The 16,189-nt window shown below is 68.9% G+C and carries 10 protein-coding genes; 4 read left to right on the forward strand and 6 right to left on the reverse strand.

Going from position 1 to position 16,189, the window contains the following annotated elements; translation table 11 throughout:
• Positions 1–222: 222 nt before the first annotated feature.
• A complete protein-coding gene (locus tag CMC5_RS40935; RefSeq protein WP_050435504.1) occupies positions 223–909 on the reverse strand; it encodes a class I SAM-dependent methyltransferase in 687 nt (228 codons plus the stop codon).
• A 268-nt stretch (positions 910–1,177) separates the two neighbouring features.
• Here CMC5_RS40935 and CMC5_RS40940 point away from each other — a divergent pair, with 268 nt between their 5' ends.
• The 3 genes from CMC5_RS40940 to CMC5_RS40950 are packed head-to-tail and all read left to right on the forward strand — an operon-like array spanning position 1,178 to position 4,543.
• Positions 1,178–2,578 carry an efflux RND transporter periplasmic adaptor subunit gene (locus CMC5_RS40940; RefSeq protein ID WP_050435505.1) on the forward strand — a complete coding sequence of 467 codons (1,401 nt, stop codon included), beginning with the start codon at positions 1,178–1,180 and terminating at the stop codon, positions 2,576–2,578.
• A 1-nt stretch (position 2,579) separates the two neighbouring features.
• Positions 2,580–3,317 (forward strand): ABC transporter ATP-binding protein, encoded by a 738-nt coding sequence (locus tag CMC5_RS40945; RefSeq protein WP_050435506.1) that lies wholly within the window; start codon positions 2,580–2,582, stop codon positions 3,315–3,317.
• Positions 3,314–4,543, forward strand: coding sequence for an ABC transporter permease (locus CMC5_RS40950; protein WP_050435507.1), 1,230 nt, complete (start codon positions 3,314–3,316; stop codon positions 4,541–4,543). Before CMC5_RS40945 ends, CMC5_RS40950 begins: the two co-directional genes overlap by 4 nt.
• An 87-nt stretch (positions 4,544–4,630) precedes the next feature.
• On the opposite strand, the gene CMC5_RS40955 is transcribed toward CMC5_RS40950, so the two are convergent.
• Entirely contained in the window at positions 4,631–6,937 is a 2,307-nt protein-coding gene (locus CMC5_RS40955; RefSeq protein WP_050435508.1) for a GH92 family glycosyl hydrolase, read from the reverse strand.
• 29 nt (positions 6,938–6,966) lie between these two features.
• Positions 6,967–8,589 carry a hypothetical protein gene (locus tag CMC5_RS40960; protein WP_156339261.1) on the reverse strand — a complete coding sequence of 541 codons (1,623 nt, stop codon included), beginning with the start codon at positions 8,587–8,589 and terminating at the stop codon, positions 6,967–6,969.
• A gap of 131 nt (positions 8,590–8,720) precedes the next feature.
• Here CMC5_RS40960 and CMC5_RS40965 point away from each other — a divergent pair, with 131 nt between their 5' ends.
• Positions 8,721–9,752, forward strand: coding sequence for an isopenicillin N synthase family dioxygenase (locus tag CMC5_RS40965; protein ID WP_050435510.1), 1,032 nt, complete (start codon positions 8,721–8,723; stop codon positions 9,750–9,752).
• Between the two features lie 46 nt (positions 9,753–9,798).
• Here the strand turns inward: CMC5_RS40965 and CMC5_RS40970 are convergent, their stop codons facing one another.
• The 3 genes from CMC5_RS40970 to CMC5_RS40980 all read right to left on the reverse strand — a co-directional run bounded on the left by CMC5_RS40970 (position 9,799) and on the right by CMC5_RS40980 (position 16,106).
• The gene (locus tag CMC5_RS40970; protein ID WP_050435511.1) at positions 9,799–11,418 is read right to left on the reverse strand and encodes a PAS domain S-box protein; all 1,620 of its coding nucleotides are present in this window, start codon (positions 11,416–11,418) and stop codon (positions 9,799–9,801) included.
• 117 nt (positions 11,419–11,535) lie between these two features.
• A complete protein-coding gene (locus CMC5_RS40975; RefSeq protein WP_050435512.1) occupies positions 11,536–14,874 on the reverse strand; it encodes an efflux RND transporter permease subunit in 3,339 nt (1,112 codons plus the stop codon).
• A complete protein-coding gene (locus tag CMC5_RS40980; protein WP_063796446.1) occupies positions 14,871–16,106 on the reverse strand; it encodes an efflux RND transporter periplasmic adaptor subunit in 1,236 nt (411 codons plus the stop codon). The genes CMC5_RS40975 and CMC5_RS40980 overlap by 4 nt, the downstream gene beginning before the upstream one ends.
• Positions 16,107–16,189: the final 83 nt, after the last annotated feature.

Raw genomic sequence — 16,189 nt, forward strand, 5'->3', positions numbered from 1 at the left:
AGTGCGCGCACACGCAGCAGCCCGATGCTAGGCACGCAAGCTGTCAGCGGAAGAACAAATCTCGCAGCACGATGCAGCCATGAGGACGTCGGGATGCACGGCCTCACGAGGAGATCGGCCACGCCCTTTTGGCGGGAAGGCTCAGCGCTTCACGTCGTGCATGGAGCTTCAGCGCCTCACGCTGCGCGTGGAGACGCCGGGCATCACGTCACGCTTGGCGCCTCAGCGCCTCACGGCGCGCATGATGAAGTAGCAGGGATAGTGATCGTTCCCCGCTCTGTCGGAGGCGGGGAAATCCGAGCGTTCCTCGAAGTGTCGAATGTCGAAGCGCATGAGGACCTCGGGGCTCAGGTACTCCTGGAGCGTGTGGCTCGGCTCCGAGAGCGGGACCGCGCCGCCGAAGATGTGCCACTGCACGATGTCCTGCTGGAAGTAGTTGACCCCGCCCATCGCGCCCGAGCGCTTCTCCATGAACTGACGGAGCGGGTGCTTGGAGCTGTAGATGAGCTGTCCTCCAGGCCGGAGCACGCGCGCGGCCTCGGAGAGGATCTTGGGGACGTCGTCGCTCGTCTGCAGGGCGTAGGTGCTCGTGATGACGTCCATGCTCCTGTCCGCGTACGGCAGCATCTCGCCGACGCCGACGTCGAGCCTGGCGCCAGGGGCCTTCCTTCGGGCCTTCTCGATCAGTTCGCTGCTCGGGTCGATGCCGTACGCGATGGCGCCTTGAGACAGGTAATAGGCGACGTCCGTCCCATCACCGCAGCCGATGTCGAGCACACGCGCTCCGGTGAGCGGCGGCAGCAGGGCGTAGCTCCGCGCCCGGCTCTCGGCGTCGTACTTCTCGAAGCCGCGCAGGTATTCGTCACCGATGCTGTCGTACTGAGTCCGAACGTCGAGACTGCCTGGCATTGAGTTTCCCCCTGCTTCCCATGGTACCGACGGGGTGAACCCGCGCATCCCTGGATTCGCTCGGCGCGTCGGGAGAGCGGGCGCGTGAACGTGCGAGGCGCGTGTGTGCACTCTCGTGCCCGTTCGTGGCGCAAGGCGTCGACGTCGAAGGCGTGGCCGCCCCCAGGAGGGCAGCATGCTCCGTGCTCTGCATGACGCGCGCGGGCGAGCCGGGACACGTGGCAGGCCGGGCCGGGCCAGGGTATAGGGCGTTCGGTACGTACCCATCATGAAGAAGCGCGTCTTGACCTGGATCCTGACCCTCGCAGTCGTCGGCGGCGTCGTGGCGGGAATCGTCTGGAAGCTGCGTAGTCCCTCGGAGCCCGAGTACCGTTTCGAGACGGCGCAGGTGGAGCGCGGACGCCTGACCTCCTCGGTCACCGCGAGCGGGACGCTGTCGGCCCTGGTCACCGTCGAGGTCGGGAGCCAGGTATCGGGGCGCATCGAGAAGCTGTTCGTCGACTTCAACAGCGAGGTGAAGAAGGACCAGGTCGTCGCGACGATCGAGCCGATGCTCTTCCAGGCGGACGTGCGCAAGGCGCGCGCGAACCTGATGGCGGCGACGGGGAACCTGGCGCGCGCGAAGGCGGAAGCGGACCTCGCCGAGAAGCAGCACGCGCGGACGCAGGGGCTACGGGCCGAGGGGCTGGTCTCGCAGGCGGACGCCGACACGGCGGCAGCGAACACGATCGCGGCGAAGGCGAACGTGGAGGCGCTGAAGGGCGCGGTGGAGCAGAACCGGGCGGCCCTGTACCAGGCCGAGGTGAACCTGGCCTACACGACGATCAAGTCGCCCATCGACGGGATGGTGATCTCGCGGGACGTGAACGTGGGCCAGACGGTGGCGGCGTCGCTCGCAGCGCCGAAGCTGTTCACCATCGCCGAGGACCTGCGCAAGATGCAGGTGGACACGTTCGTGGCCGAGGCCGACGTGGGCAAGCTGGCGGCAGGCATGGCGGTGCGTTTCACGGTCGACGCGTTCCCGAACCGCAGGTTCCAAGGGGTGGTGCGCGAGATCCGGAACGCGGCGCAGACGGTGCAGAACGTGGTGACGTACGACGCCGTGATCGACGTGGGGAACGAGGACATGGCGCTGAAGCCGGGGATGACGGCGAACGTGAGCGTGGTGGTGGCCGAGAAGGACGACGCGCTGAAGGTGCCGAACGCGGCGCTTCGCTTCCGGCCTCCGGCAGAGCTGATGCCGGCCGGGAGCGGCAGCGGGGCAGTCGCCGAGGGGGGGCCACCAGGCGCCGGGAGCGGGCGCAGGCGGGGGGGCGCGAACGGGGCCGGTGGACCGGGTGGACCGGGTGGACCGGGTGGACCGGAGGGTGGGATGCGGCGGCGGGGGCCTCCAGGCGAAGGCGAGGGACCGCAGGCGTTCCGGGGTGGCGGCGAGGGGGCGGAAGGGGGCGCGCCCGTGACGCGCAGGACGGTGTGGATCCTGCGCGATGGGAAGCCGCAGCCGGTGCGCATCACGGTGGGGATCACCGACGGGACCAGCACCGAGGTGCTCGAGGGTGAGCTGAAGGAAAGCGACGAGCTGGTGATCTCGTCGAGCGGGGGCCCTTCCGCGAGCGGCACGTCGGCGCCGCGCGGCGGCGGCAATCCCGGGATGCGCCGGATGTTCTGACATGAGCGAAGCGCCGATCGTCGTCGAGGAGCTGACCAAGGTCTACCGGATGGGGGACGTGGAGGTCAGGGCCCTGCGCGGGGTCAGCTTGAGCATCGAGGCGGGGTCGTTCACGGCGATCATGGGCGCGTCCGGCTCGGGGAAGTCGACGCTCATGAACATCCTGGGCTGCCTCGATCGGCCCACGAGCGGTCGTTACTTGCTCGACGGTCGCGATGTGTCGGGCTTCGACGTGAACCAGCTCGCGGAGGTGCGGAACCACTCGCTCGGGTTCGTGTTCCAGAACTTCAGCTTGCTGCCGCGGACGACGGCGCTCGAGAACGTGGAGCTGCCGCTGATCTACGGCGGGGTGTCGTCGCGGGAGCGGCACCGGAAGGCGATGGCGGCGCTGGAGCGGGTGGGGCTCGGGACGCGGGCCGATCACAAGCCGAACCAGCTCTCGGGCGGCCAGCAGCAGCGCGTGGCCATCGCGCGGGCGCTGGTGAACAGCCCGCGGATCCTGCTCGCCGACGAGCCGACCGGGGCGCTCGACTCGCGCACCAGCGTCGAGATCATGGCGCTCATCCAGGCGCTGGGGCGAGAGGGGATCACGGTGATTCTGGTGACGCACGAGTCGGACATCGCGGCGTATGCTTCGCGTCTGGTGGTGGTGAAGGACGGGCTGATCCAGTCCGACACCCGCCAGGTGCCCGAGAAGGCCGTCGTGCCAGAGGCCGGGGAGCCAGGAGCCACGCCATGAACCCGCTGCAGACGCTGTTCATCTCCGCGCGGGCGCTGCTCCGCAACAAGATGCGCTCGTTCCTGACGACGCTGGGGGTGATCATCGGCGTGGGGGCGGTGATCGCGATGGTGGCGCTCGGTGAGGGCGCGAAGGCCAGCGTGGCAGCGCAGTTCGCGGCGATGGGCACGGACCTCTTGATCGTCACGTCGGGCTCGTCGATGTCGGGCGGCGCGCGCGGGGGGTCGGGCTCGGCGCCGACGATCACCTGGGATGACGTGAACGCGCTGCGGACGCAGGTGCGGTCGGTGCGGTACGTGGCGCCGAACCTGCGCTCGACGGCGCAGATCGTGAGCGAGGAGCAGAACTGGTCGACGATGGTCACCGGCACGACGCCGGAGTACTTCGCGATCAGGAACTGGCCCGCCGGCAAGGGTGCGATGTTCACGCAGGGCGACGTCGACACCGGGACGAAGGTGGTGGTGCTGGGTCAGACGGTGGCGACCAACCTGTTCGGGCCGGAGACGAACCCGGTGGGGCAGCTCGTCCGGGTGAACAACACGCCGTTCGAGGTGGTGGGCGTCGCGGCGACGAAGGGGCAATCGGCGCAAGGGCAGGATTACGACGACGTGGTCTTCGTGCCGTCGAGCACCTTCCAGGCGAAGATCCAGGGGGGCCTGCAGAAGTACCTCGCCGGGAGCCTGTTCATCGGCGCGGACCCGGCGCTCGGGACGGCGGCGGCGCAGCGCGACATGACCGAGCTCTTGCGGGAGCGGCATCTGCTCCGACCGGGGGCGCCGGACGATTTCATGATCCGCAACCTCTCCGAGATGGCGAACGCGCAGCAGGAGGGGACGGAGACGATGACCACGCTGCTCGCCAGCATCGCGGCGGTGTCGCTCCTGGTGGGCGGGATCGGGATCATGAACATCATGCTGGTCAGCGTGACGGAGCGGACGCGGGAGATCGGGGTGCGGATGGCGGTCGGGGCGAAGCCGCGTCACATCCTGGCGCAGTTCCTGGTGGAGTCGCTGTCGCTGTCGCTGCTCGGTGGGCTCCTGGGGATCATCCTGGGGACGGTGAGCGCGCAGCAGCTCTCGGAGCGGTTCGGGTGGTCGATGGTGATCCGCGCCGACGTGACGGTGATCGCGGTGGGGTTCAGCGCGCTGGTGGGGGTGATCTTCGGGCTGTACCCGGCGTACAAGGCGTCGAAGCTGGACCCGATCCAGGCGCTGCGCTTCGAGTGAGCGGCGGGGGTCGAGGGCGCCACGAAGGCGGTGCCCTCGGGGTGGGCGTTGCTGCGAGGCGCAAGGGTGGGGTGGGACGCTCGGCGGCTACTCCCAGGCGCGGGCTTCGTCGGCGAGCTCGATGACGAGCTTTCCACCGGCGGCGATCTGGCTCTGGTCGAAGCGGGGACGCCCGAGGGACTGGCCGTCGAGGGTGGCGCGCACCGGGACGCCATGGGCAGGGCCGGTCGTGGTGATGGTGAAGTCGCCGCCGGGCAGCTTGAGCGTGATCTCGGGGAGGATGGGGGCGCCGATCAGGTACTCGGACGTGGCGATGCGCGGGAAGAAGCCGCTCGCCGTGAAGAGCCACCAGGCGCTCATCGTGCCGCCGTCGTCGTTGCCCGGGAGGCCGTCGGGGCCGTCGCCGTACTCGGTCGCGAGCGCCCAGCGTGACCAGGTCGCCGCGCGCGCCGCTTCGTCGAGCTCTCCGTAGAGCCAGGGGATGAAGAGCACGGGCTCGTTGGAGTGCCAGTAATAGGGCTTGGGGAGGAGCTTGCCTGCGAGCTGGCAGGTCGACATGGCGAAGTAGTCGTCGAGCCGACGGAGGAACGTCTCGCGCCCGCCCATGGTCTCGGCGAGGCCATGAGGGTCGTGGGGGACGAACCAGGTGTAGTGCCACGTCGTGCCCTCGGCCCAGTAGTCCTGCCAGGCCTTGTGGTCGTCGTCGCTGGGGAAGCGGCCGTCGGCGTGGCGCCCGAGGAGGAAGCCGCTCTCGGCGTCCCAGAGGTTCTTCCAGTTGCCGGAGCGCTCCTTGAACAGCGTGGCGTCGTCACCTCGGCCGTGGGCGTCGGCGAGCGTGGCGAGGGCGAAGTCGTCGAGCGCGTATTCGAGGGTGCTGGAGCCGCTGGAGCCGCCCGACTCGATGCCGATGAAGCCCTTCTCCGCATACTCGAGCACGTGGTTGCGGCCGCCCTTCGGTAGCTCGGTCGTGGCACTCGCCCGGAGGACGTCGTACGCGGCGCCGAGGTCGAAGTCGCGGAGGCCGCGAGCCCACGAGTCGGCGAACACCACGGTCGCGCTGTCGCCGACCATACCGCCGGTCTCGCCGATCCCGAGCGGCCACTTCGGAGGCGCGCCGCCTTCGACCCCCATGGCGACCATGGACTGGAGCATGTCGCGCTGGCGCTCCGGGTACAGCAAGGTGAGCCAGGGGTGGAGGGTGCGGTACGTGTCCCAGAGGCTGAAGTCGGTGTAGTAGGTGAACCCGGCCGCGGTGTGGACGTCGCCGTCGAGGCCACGGTAGGTGCCGTCGACCTCGGTGGCGAGGGTGGGCATGAGCAGCGTGTGGTAGAGCGCGGTGTAGGCGATGCGGAGGTCGCTCTCCTTGCGGGCGACGATCTCCATGCGGCTGAGCGCGCTCTCCCAGGCGGCTTCGGCGTCGCTGCGGACGGCATCGAAGTCGAACGTGGACGCCTCTTCGGCGAGGTTCATGCGGGCGTGGGCGACGTCGACGAAGGAGATGGCGATGGCCACGCCGACCTGGCCATCGGCCTGGGGGTCGAAGCTGGCCCAGGCGCCGACGTCGCCGCCCGTGCGCGAGAACTCGCCCTGGGCGAGGGCGCCGCCCTGGAAGACGCCATAGGTCACGAAGGGTTGGTTGAACCGCGCGGCGAAGTAGACGGGCATGCCGCCGTAGCGGCCGGAGTAGCCGCCCGCGACCTTGGCGAAGCCAGTGATCTGCTGGCTCGCGGGGTCGAGATCCACCTGACCGTCGACGATGTCGACCCCCGGGAGTGCGTGGCCGATGTCGAGCAGGAGGGTGGCATCACTGCCTTGCGGGAAGGTGGTGCGGTAGAGGGCGACACGCTCGGTCGCGGTGATCTCGACGTGCACGCCGTCGGCGAGGGTGACGTCGTAGCTGCCTGGTGAAGCGCGCTCGGTGGCCTTGTCGTACGCGATGCGGCGGCCCGCAGCCGTGGTCTTCTCGGCGGTCATGCCCAGGGTGGGCATGAGGCCGATGTGGCCGTAGTCGACGATGCCCGTGCCGTGCATGCGGGTCTGGCTGAAGCCGTAGATGAATGGGTCGTCGTAGGCGTAGCCAGAGCAGTGGGCGAAGGCGATGGCGCCCGAAGGCGAGGTGGTGTCGGGCCCAGGGCGGACCATGCCGAAGGGGCGCTGGGGGCCCGGGAAGGCGCTGCCGACACCGAAGCCGACGCCGCCGGTGCCGATGAAGGGATCGACGTAGCGACGGAAGGGGGCGATGGCCTCGACGCGAGCGGGATCGTCGCCTTCGGGAGGCGCGTAGCAGGTCTCCGGACCAGGGGGGTCCGGGGTGCCAGGCGCGGGGCGCTCGGGATCGCTGCTCGAACAGGCTGCCGTGAGAAGGGCGATCGCGAGGGCCGTGGAGGAGCGCACGGGCTCAGGCTATCACCGCACGCGCGGCTTCACTTGCCGTACATCGCGGCGAACTCGCGGGTGAGCGTGGGGCCCATGGTGTAGCCGACCGAGTTCTGTTCGCCGTACTGACCGTTTTCTTTGTAGGCGAAGGGCGCCGCCTCGTCGAACTGGGCTTGCGGCAGGATGTAGCCCAGCGCGTCGTTGGCGTTGTTCACCATGACCGGGACGACGCCGGCGGGGAGGACGGCCTGGATCGGGGTCTCGGGGACGGCGTCGGGGAAGTCGGCGTTCTCGGGCTGCTCGATGTACGAGGAGCCGTCGGGCTTCACCAGCCACAGCTCCGGGTAGATCTCGCCAGGAATCATGGCGAGGGCCATCGAGCCGAGGTGGATGCCGTTCAGCTCGGTCCCGATGAGGACGTCGCCGTCGCGCACGCTGCTGAGCGGGAGGCTGGACTGCTGCTCTCGCGGGATGAGCTTTCCTGCTCTGGAGTACACGTCGCGGTGCAGGACGCCGGAGAGCACGAGCAAGGCGAGGCCGGTGTTCGTCGGGTTGACGAAGAAGCTGCGCCTGCGGAAGGCGAGGGAGGGGTTGTCGTCGATCGTGGCGCCCGGGCCCTCCAGCGCACGGATGGCCGCCTGGGCGGCGCCCGAGCCCACGTACTGAGCCCGCTCGAAGGTGCCCTGGGGGCAGGTGTCCGCACCGCTCGCGTCAGGGCAGCCGACGATGCCGATCGTGGTCATGAGGCCACCGAGGGGGCCGCTCAGAAAGACGGTGGTCGAGCCGGGGTAGTGCGTCTCCAGGTCCTCGCGCAGGTAGTGCACGTAGTCGGAGGTGAGCTCGGTGTTGTCGGAGCCGAGGGCTTCGGGATGGTTGCCCCACACGGCGAGGGTCGCGAAGGGGGCGCCCGCCTCGTCGAGGAACTGGGCGGTGTGGATGGACTGGTCGATGACCTTGGGGAGGCGCGTGTCGTTCACCAGTTCGGGGGCCTCGGCGCGGGCGAGCTTCATGCGGGCGACGCGCTGGCCGCGCTTGGCCTCGGCCAGGGCGTCGACCGTCTTCTCGACGATGGAGCGAATGTACGCCTCCTCGTAGCCGGACTCGCCGAAGGCGGCGCCCCACATGCCCATGGTGTCGGGCCCTTCGTGGGTGTGGGTCGAGGTCACGACGATGTGGTCGAAGTCGAGCCCTTGCGCCGCCGCCTCCAGGCGCACCTGGATGACGTCCTGCTGGAAGTAGCCGACGAGGTCGAGACCGACGATGCCGATGGAAACGTCGCCTTGCTCGACGGTGAGGACGCGGCTCCAGACGTCGTCGTGCACGGCAGTCGCTGCGCGCCCAGCGCTGAAGCCGGCGAGCCACACGCCATCCCACTCCCCGTTGCCGTTCACGTCGTCGAAGGGCTCACCGGGATCCCACACGCCGTTGCCGTCGAGATCGTCCCAGGTCTCGAGGTCGGGCGTGATGGGGCGCGCGGCCACCCCGACGAGGAAATCCCCTTCGGCGCGCTCGCACCCCGGCGAACCGGGGCACGTGTAGTTGGGGACGACGCCGTTCTCGTCGACGATGGGCGGCGGGCCGGCGGGAGGCGTGGGGGCCACGTCGCCGTCCCCTGCGCAGCCAGCGAAGAGCAAGAGCGAGCCCAGCATCGTGAGGGGGGAACGGGCCATGTCGAGCATCCTCCGGGCCGCGCTCCAGCGCCGATACCGAACAGCGCGCCGACTGGCAGGCATACCCGATCCGGCCCCCCGAGGGCAACGCGGCGTCAGGACGGCCGAGGAGCGCGTGGTACGGTGGGCGCATGACGCGTGACGCCACGAAGGGCGCTCCAGGCGAGGATGCGGTCGGGTTGCCCGTCATCGATGTCGGTCCTCTGGTCTCGGGGATCGGCGATCGGGTGCTGGTCGCAGCAGCGATCGGACGCGCGTGCCGTGAACATGGGTTCTTTTATGTGGTGGGCCACGGGGTGGATGCGGGACTCCTCAGGCGCCTGGAGCAGCTCGGACGCCGCTTCTTCGCGCTCCCCGCCGAGCAGAAGGAGGCGATCCGCATGGAGCGCGGAGGCCGCGCGTGGCGTGGGTACTTCGGCGTGGGCGGGGAGCTGACGTCTGGACGACCGGATCTGAAAGAGGGGCTCTACTTCGGCGCCGAGCTGCCCGAGGATCATCCGCGCGTGCGGGCCGGCGTGCCGCTGCACGGCAAGAACCTCTTCCCCTCGGCGGTGCCCGATCTTCGAGGTGCGGTGCTCGAGACGATCGCGGCAATGACCAGGGTGGGGCACGCGATCATGGAAGGGATCGCGCTGAGCCTCGGGCTCGACGCGCGCTACTTCGCGGAGCGGTACACGGGCGAGCCGCTCGTGCTGTTCCGGCTGTTCAACTACCCACCTGCCCCCCCGAGCGCTGCACAGGAGCCGAGCTGGGGCGTCGGAGAACACACGGACTACGGGCTGCTCACCCTGCTCTGGCAGGACGACGCGGGTGGCTTGCAGGTGAAGTCCGGGACGCGCTGGCTCGAGGCGCCTCCGATCCCCGGCTCGTTCGTGTGCAACATCGGCGACATGCTCGATCGCATGACGCGCGGTCGGTACCGCTCGACGCCCCACCGGGTGGTGAACGCGGCCGGGCGCGACAGGCTCTCGTTCCCGTTCTTCTTCGACCCCGACTGGGACGCCGAGGTGCGGCCCATCGAGGCTTTCGTGGAGGTGCTCGACGACCACGAGGAGCGCTGGGATCAGGCCAGCGTTCACGAGTTCCGCGGGACCTACGGGGACTACCTGCTGGGCAAGGTCTCCAAGGTCTTCCCGGAGCTGCGACGCGACGTCCTGCCGTGAAGGCGACGCAAGCCCGGCAGGGTCCCGGGCCCGCGCGCGCGCAGGCTCAGCCGGCCCACGCGCGGCGCCTGCCATCACATCGGGCGAGGGCATGGGCGATGCCATCACGCAGGGTGCCGCGGGTGGTCATCCCACCGAGGTCCACGTTCAGCTCGACGAACATGCGCGCGATGACGGGCTGGATGCCGGTCAGGATCACCTCGGCGCCCAGCAGTCGGATGGTCTGCGCTGCGCGGGCGAGCGCCGCGGCGACGCTCTCGTCGGCTTCGGGGACACCGGTGACGTCGAGGATCACCACCGAGGCTTGCTGCTCCACCACGCCCGAGGCCAGCTCCTCCACGATGCGCTTCGCGCGGTCGCCCGTGATCCGGCCGACGAGAGGGAGCACCAGGAGCCCCTTCTCCAGTGGGATGAGCGGCGTCGAGAGCGCGCGGAGCGTCTCCTCCTGCGCCTCGATCAGCTTCGCCTGAGCGTCCTCCCGGCGCTGGGCGGCCTCGGCGAGGAGGCGCGCCGTCACGTCCACGAGCGCGAGCTGGGTCGCTGGTTCACCGCCGAAGAGGATGGCCTGGGCGATCACCTGGACATGGAGCAGCTCGCCATGGAGGGTGACCACCCGCCAGTCGACGGGCGCGAGCCGCTGTCCGGTCCTCACGCTCTTCATCACCTGGCGCCTGCTCTCCTCGCGGTCTTCCGGATGGATGAAGTCGATGATGTTCATCCCGAGAAGCTCGCTGGCGGAGGCGGCGCCCACGAGCCGGACACCGGCGTCGTTCACCCACAGGACGACGCCTTCACGCTGGACGCACATCGACAGCGGCGCCAGCTCCACCAGCGCCCGCCATCGCTCCTCGCTCTCCCGCAGCGCCTTCTCCATGCGCAGCTGCTCGGTGACGTCCACGAAGACCGCGATGTACCGGTCCAGCTCGCCCCAGGCATTGTGCACGGCGAGGATGGAGTGGAACACGTCGACGATCTCTCCCTCCTTCGTCACGAGCTGGGCGGGCAGGTCGAGCACCAGGCCGTACTTCTGGAGGCGGGGGGCGCACTCCTCCACGAGGCGCTGCCGCGTCTCCTCCACGTAAAACTCCAGGGCGGGTCGGCCGATCACCTCTTCGCGCGTGTAACCGAGCACATCGAGCCAGCGGTAGCTCGTCGCCTTGATGTGACCTTCCCGGTCGACGGTGTACATCATCGTCGGGGCGCGCATGTAGAGGTTCTGGAAGCGCTCCTCGACCTCGGTCAGCGCCTGCATCGCCTCATCCATCCTCCGCTGGAACGCGGCCGGAGCGGCGCCGATCAGGTCGTCCAGGATCTCGTTCACCCGCTCGAGCGCGGAGAGCGCCGCAGGCTGTGCGCCGTCCGCGAGGATGCGCCGGGAGAAGAGCCGTCGCGTGATGCGGACCACGCCGAACATGTCTTCCAGCGCGGCGCCCTGCGTGGTGCGTCGCGCCAGAACCAGCTTCACCCAGTCCTGGATCCACCCGCGGTCGTCATCGAGCAGACCGCCGATGATGTACTCGAAGAACTGCACCGCACCGGCCCGCTCCTGGGCCTCCGACAGCTTCGCGTAGAACGGGATCGAGGATTTGACCTGCTTCAGCAGCTCGTCCACCAGCACGTCGCGTTCAGCGCTCAGTGCATCGTGGATCTCGCGCATCGACCGCATGAGGGCTCTCTACCACACGGCCGCCTCACCTCAGGTCACGGCGCGCTGCACGGTGGGTCATGGGCAGGACACGAGCGATGGAAGTGAGGCGATGACCTCATGGAGACACGACACGGCTCAGGCCGTCGCCTCGCGATGGCGACGGTGCCGCAGATGACGCCCGAGCCATGCCTGGAACTCGTCGAGGTACACGTAGATCACCGGCGTCAGGTACAGCGTGATGAGCTGCGAGACCAGGAGCCCGCCCACCACGGCGATGCCGAGGGGTCTGCGCGCATCGGCTCCCGCACCGAAGCCGAGGGCGATGGGCATCATGCCCATGAGCGCCGCCATGGTGGTCATCATGATCGGTCGGAAGCGGACGATGCAGCCCTCGAAGATCGCGTCTTCCGGGCTCTTCCCGCCCTTGCGCTCCGCCTCGAGCGCGAAATCGATCATCATGATGGCGTTCTTCTTCACGATGCCGATGAGCATCAGGACGCCGACGAACGCATAGAGGTCCAGCTCGTGCCCGGTGATCCACAGGGCGAGGAACGCGCCGAACCCGGCCGAGGGGAGGCCGGAGAGGATGGTGATCGGGTGGACGAAGCTCTCGTAGAGCACCCCGAGCACCACGTAGATGATCCCCACCGCCAGGACGACCAGCCAGCCCAGGCTCCCCAGGGACTCCTGGAACACCTGCGCGCTGCCCTGGAAGGACGTGCTCACGGTCGGCGGCAGGTTCTCGCGCGCGGCGGCCTCCACCCGGGCGGTGGCGTCGCTCAGCGAGGTGCCCGGGGCCAGGTTGAACGAGAGGGTCACCGCCGGAAGCTGGCCGAGGTGGTTGACGCTGATCGCGCCGGTGCTCTCCGAGATGTGCGTCACGGTCGAGAGCGGCACCAGCTCACCGGAGCTCGCTCGGATGTAGAGCTTCGAGAAGGCGCTCGTGTCCCGCTGGGCTTCGGGCAGCACCTCCATGATCACCCGGTACTGGTTGGTGGGCGCGAAGATGGTGGAGATCTGCCGCTGGGAGAACGAGGTGAACAGCGCCTCCTCGATCTGCCGCGCCGTCACGCCGAGCGCGCCGGCCTTGTCGCGGTCGATGACCACGTCCACCTCGGGGTTCTTGTTCTCGAGGTCGCTGCTCACGTCCGCGAGCCCGGGCATGCCGCGCATCTTCTTCTCCAGCTCGCCGGCCGCCTTGTAGAGGCTCTCGGTGTCCGTGGAGGTCAAGGTGAACTGGTACTGGGCTCGGCTGAGGGCGCCGCCGACCCGGATGGTGGGCGGGTTCTGGAGGAAGACCTGAAGGCCAGGGATACGGGCGAACTTCGGGCGCAGTTCGTCGATCACCTCGTCAGGGCCCCGATCGCGCTCCTTGCTCGGCTTCAGGCGCACGATCAGGCGGCCGGCGTTGCTCCCCGCGTTGGGTCCACCGGAGCCGACCGCAGACATGACCGACGCGACCGCTGGATGTTCCTTGGCGATGTTGGCGGCCTCCGCCTGGTGCGCCTTCATCGCTTCGAACGAGGTGCCCTGCGCGGCGAGGGTCTGGCCGAAGAGCTGGCCCGTGTCCTCGCTGGGGAAGAGTCCCTTCGGCAGCACCATCACCAGGGCCACGGTGCCGATCAGCATCAGCACCGAAACCATCACGGTGACGAGCTTGTGGTGGAGCACCACCTTGAGGCTGCGCTCGTAGAGCTGCTCGACCTTCCCGAACAGGCCTTTCGGGGGGACGCGGTGCTCGACGGCGTGCGCCTTGTTCTCGCCCGCTGCGCCGCCCGTCTCGGTCTCCGACGTGGCAGCGCGAGCAGCGGTGGCCTCTGCCGTCGCTCGGACCTCGTCGACCACGCGACCCCTGCTGGCCTCGAGGGCGTCGTCCCCGTCACGGACCTCGCCCGCCTCACGCGCCATGCCGACGTGCGGAGTCCTGTCGGCCTCCTCGGCGTCGCCGGCACCGCCAACCTCCTGATCCCGCTCGTTCTCCTTCCCCGCATGCTTCGACTGCCTGAGGACGCGTGCCGCGAGCATCGGCGTCAGCGTCAGCGAGACGACGCCCGAGATGAGGAGCGCCACGCTGATGGTGACCGCGAACTCACGCAGGATGCGCCCCAGGATGCCCGCCATGAAGAGCACCGGGATGAAGACCGCGACGAGCGAGATGGTCATCGACACGACCGTGAAACCGATCTCCTTCGCGCCATCGAGCGCGGCGTCGATGGGCTTTTTGCCCATCTCCATGTGGCGGAAGATGTTCTCCAGCACGACGATGGCGTCGTCGACGACGAAGCCGACCGACAGGGTGAGCGCCATCAACGACAGGTTGTCGAGGCTGTAGCCGAGCAACCACATGGCCACGAAGGTGCCCACGATCGAGATGGGGAGCGCCACGCCCGAGACGAAGGTCGCCGAGAGGTTGCGCAGGAACAGGGCGATGACCAGCACGACGAGGCCGATGGTCAGGGCGAGCGTGATCTGGACGTCGAAGACCGACTCGCGGATGGTGAGCGATCGGTCGTAGAGGGTCTGGATGTCGACGGAGGCCGGGATCTCGTTGCGTAGCTTCGGCAAGAGGTCCTTGATGGCGTCGACGACGGCGACGGTGTTGCTGCCGGGCTGCTTCTGGATGGCGATGACGATGGCCCGCTCGCCGTCGATGAAGCTGGCGATCTTGTCGTTCTCGACGCTGTCGATCACCCGGCCGAGCTGCTCGAGGCGGACGGGCGCGCCGTCGCGGTAAGCGACGATGAGCGGCCGGTAGGCCGGGGCCCGCGTGAGCTGTCCCGTCGCCTGGATGACCAGGGCCCGGCTCTCCCCCTGGAGCACGCCCGTCGGAAGGTTGACGTTCTGCGCCTGGATGGCCGCGGTCACCTCGTCGACGCCGATCTGACGTGACGCGAGCTCCTGAGGGTCGAGCTGGACGCGGACGGCGTACTTCTGCGCGCCGTAGACCTGCACCTGGGCGACACCAGGCACCGTGGAAATGCGCTGGCCGATGTTGGTCTCGGCGTACTCGTCGACGTCGGAGAGCGGCAGCGTGCGCGAGCCCAGGGCGAGGTAGAGGATGGGCGCTTCGGCCGGATTCACCTTCTGGAAGCTCGGGGGAGCTGGCAAGTCGGGCGGGAGGTCACCTCCCGCCTTGGAGATCATCGACTGGACGTCCAGCGCGGCGGCGTCGATGCTCCGCTCCAGCGCGAACTGGAGCGTGATCTGGGTGGTCCCCAGTGCGCTGGTCGAGGTCATCGACGTCACGCCCTGGATGGTCGAGAACTGGCGCTCCAGGGGCGTCGCCACCGCAGCGGCCATGGTCTCCGGGCTCGCGCCCGGGAGCGCGGCGGAGACCATGATCGTGGGAAACTCGACGTTCGGCAGGTTGCTGACGGGGAGCGCCTTGTAGCCGGCGATGCCGAACAGCACGACCGCCAGCGTCAGCAGCGTCGTCATCACCGGCCGCTGGATGAACAACCGCGAGAAGTTCACAGGCCGCCCCGGGTCAGTTCCCCTGTGCCGGCGCCAGCGTCGACCGCTGGATCCTTCGGGGGTGGCCCGTCCACGATCCCGATCTTCGCGCCTGGCGTGAGCCGGAGCTGGCCGTCGGTGATCACCTGGTCACCGGCCGAAACCCCCTCGCTGATCACCACTCGATCCCCCTCGACCCGCCCGCCCTTCTTGACGTTCCGGAGCTCTGCCGTCTGGTCGGCACCGACCACGAAGACGTGGTCGCCTTCCTGCCCGGCCTGGATGGCGGAGCCTGGCACCACGATGGCGTCTTTCTGAGTGGTCAGGGTCATCGAGACCTCCACGAACAGACCTGGCCAGAGGCGCGCTTCCGTGTTGTCGAACGTCCCCTTCACCTTCACCGTCCCCGTGGCGCGATCGACGGTGTTGTCGACGAAGCTGAGCGTCCCTCGCTCGATGGCGTCCGGCTTCTCCGGTGGCGAAGCGGTGATGCCGAGCTGGCTCTCCTCCATGAAGTGGCGGACCTCGGCAAGCTCGTGCTCGGGGAGCGTGAAGGTGACGTAGATCGGCTTGAGGCGGTTGATGACCACCAGGTTGGTGGTGTTTGCCGTCACGAGGTTGCCTTCGTGCGCGAGGATCGCCCCGGTCCGACCGTCGATGGGGGACTTGATGGTCGTGAAGGTGAGATCGAGCTGGCGCGCTGCCGCCGTCGCCTGGTTGGCCTGGACGGTGGCGGCCAGCGCGTCTGCGGCCGCACGCTTCTGTTCGGCCTGCTCCTTCGAGCCGACCCCCTCCTGTTGAAGCCGCAGGTAGCGCTCGGCCTCCGTCCGCGCGTTCTGGAGCTGGACCTGGTTCTGCTTGAGCTGCGCCAGCGCCTCTGCGAGGGCGACCTGAAAGGGGCGTTGATCGAGCTGAAAGAGCGGGTCGCCCGCCTTGACGTCCTGCCCTTCCTTGAAGAGCACCTTCGTGATCTGCGCCGAGACCCTGGGCTGCAAGGTGACGGTGGACGAGGGCTCGACGGCACCGATGGCCTTGAGGCGCACGGGGACGGTGGCCTTCTCGGCGGTGGCGACACGCACCGGCGCAGGGGGTGGTGGGGGCGGTGGGGCCTTGGACGAGCACCCGGCCCCTGCGACAGCGACACAAAGCGCAGCCCCCAGGAGCAGGCGCGCACCTCGGTCACGCCTGCGCAGCAAACGGACACGGCCCGTGAGCAATCCGGGACCAGCGACCTGAGCACCATGACGATGCATCGTCTCTCCTGCGTTGCGAACGGCGCGGAAACGGCCTTCACCCGCCGAGGGGCGTTCCCGAAGCACACGGCCCTCGAAGGGCG

Source organism: Chondromyces crocatus, assembly GCF_001189295.1.
GTDB classification, from domain to species: Bacteria; Myxococcota_A; Polyangia; order Polyangiales; family Polyangiaceae; genus Chondromyces; species Chondromyces crocatus.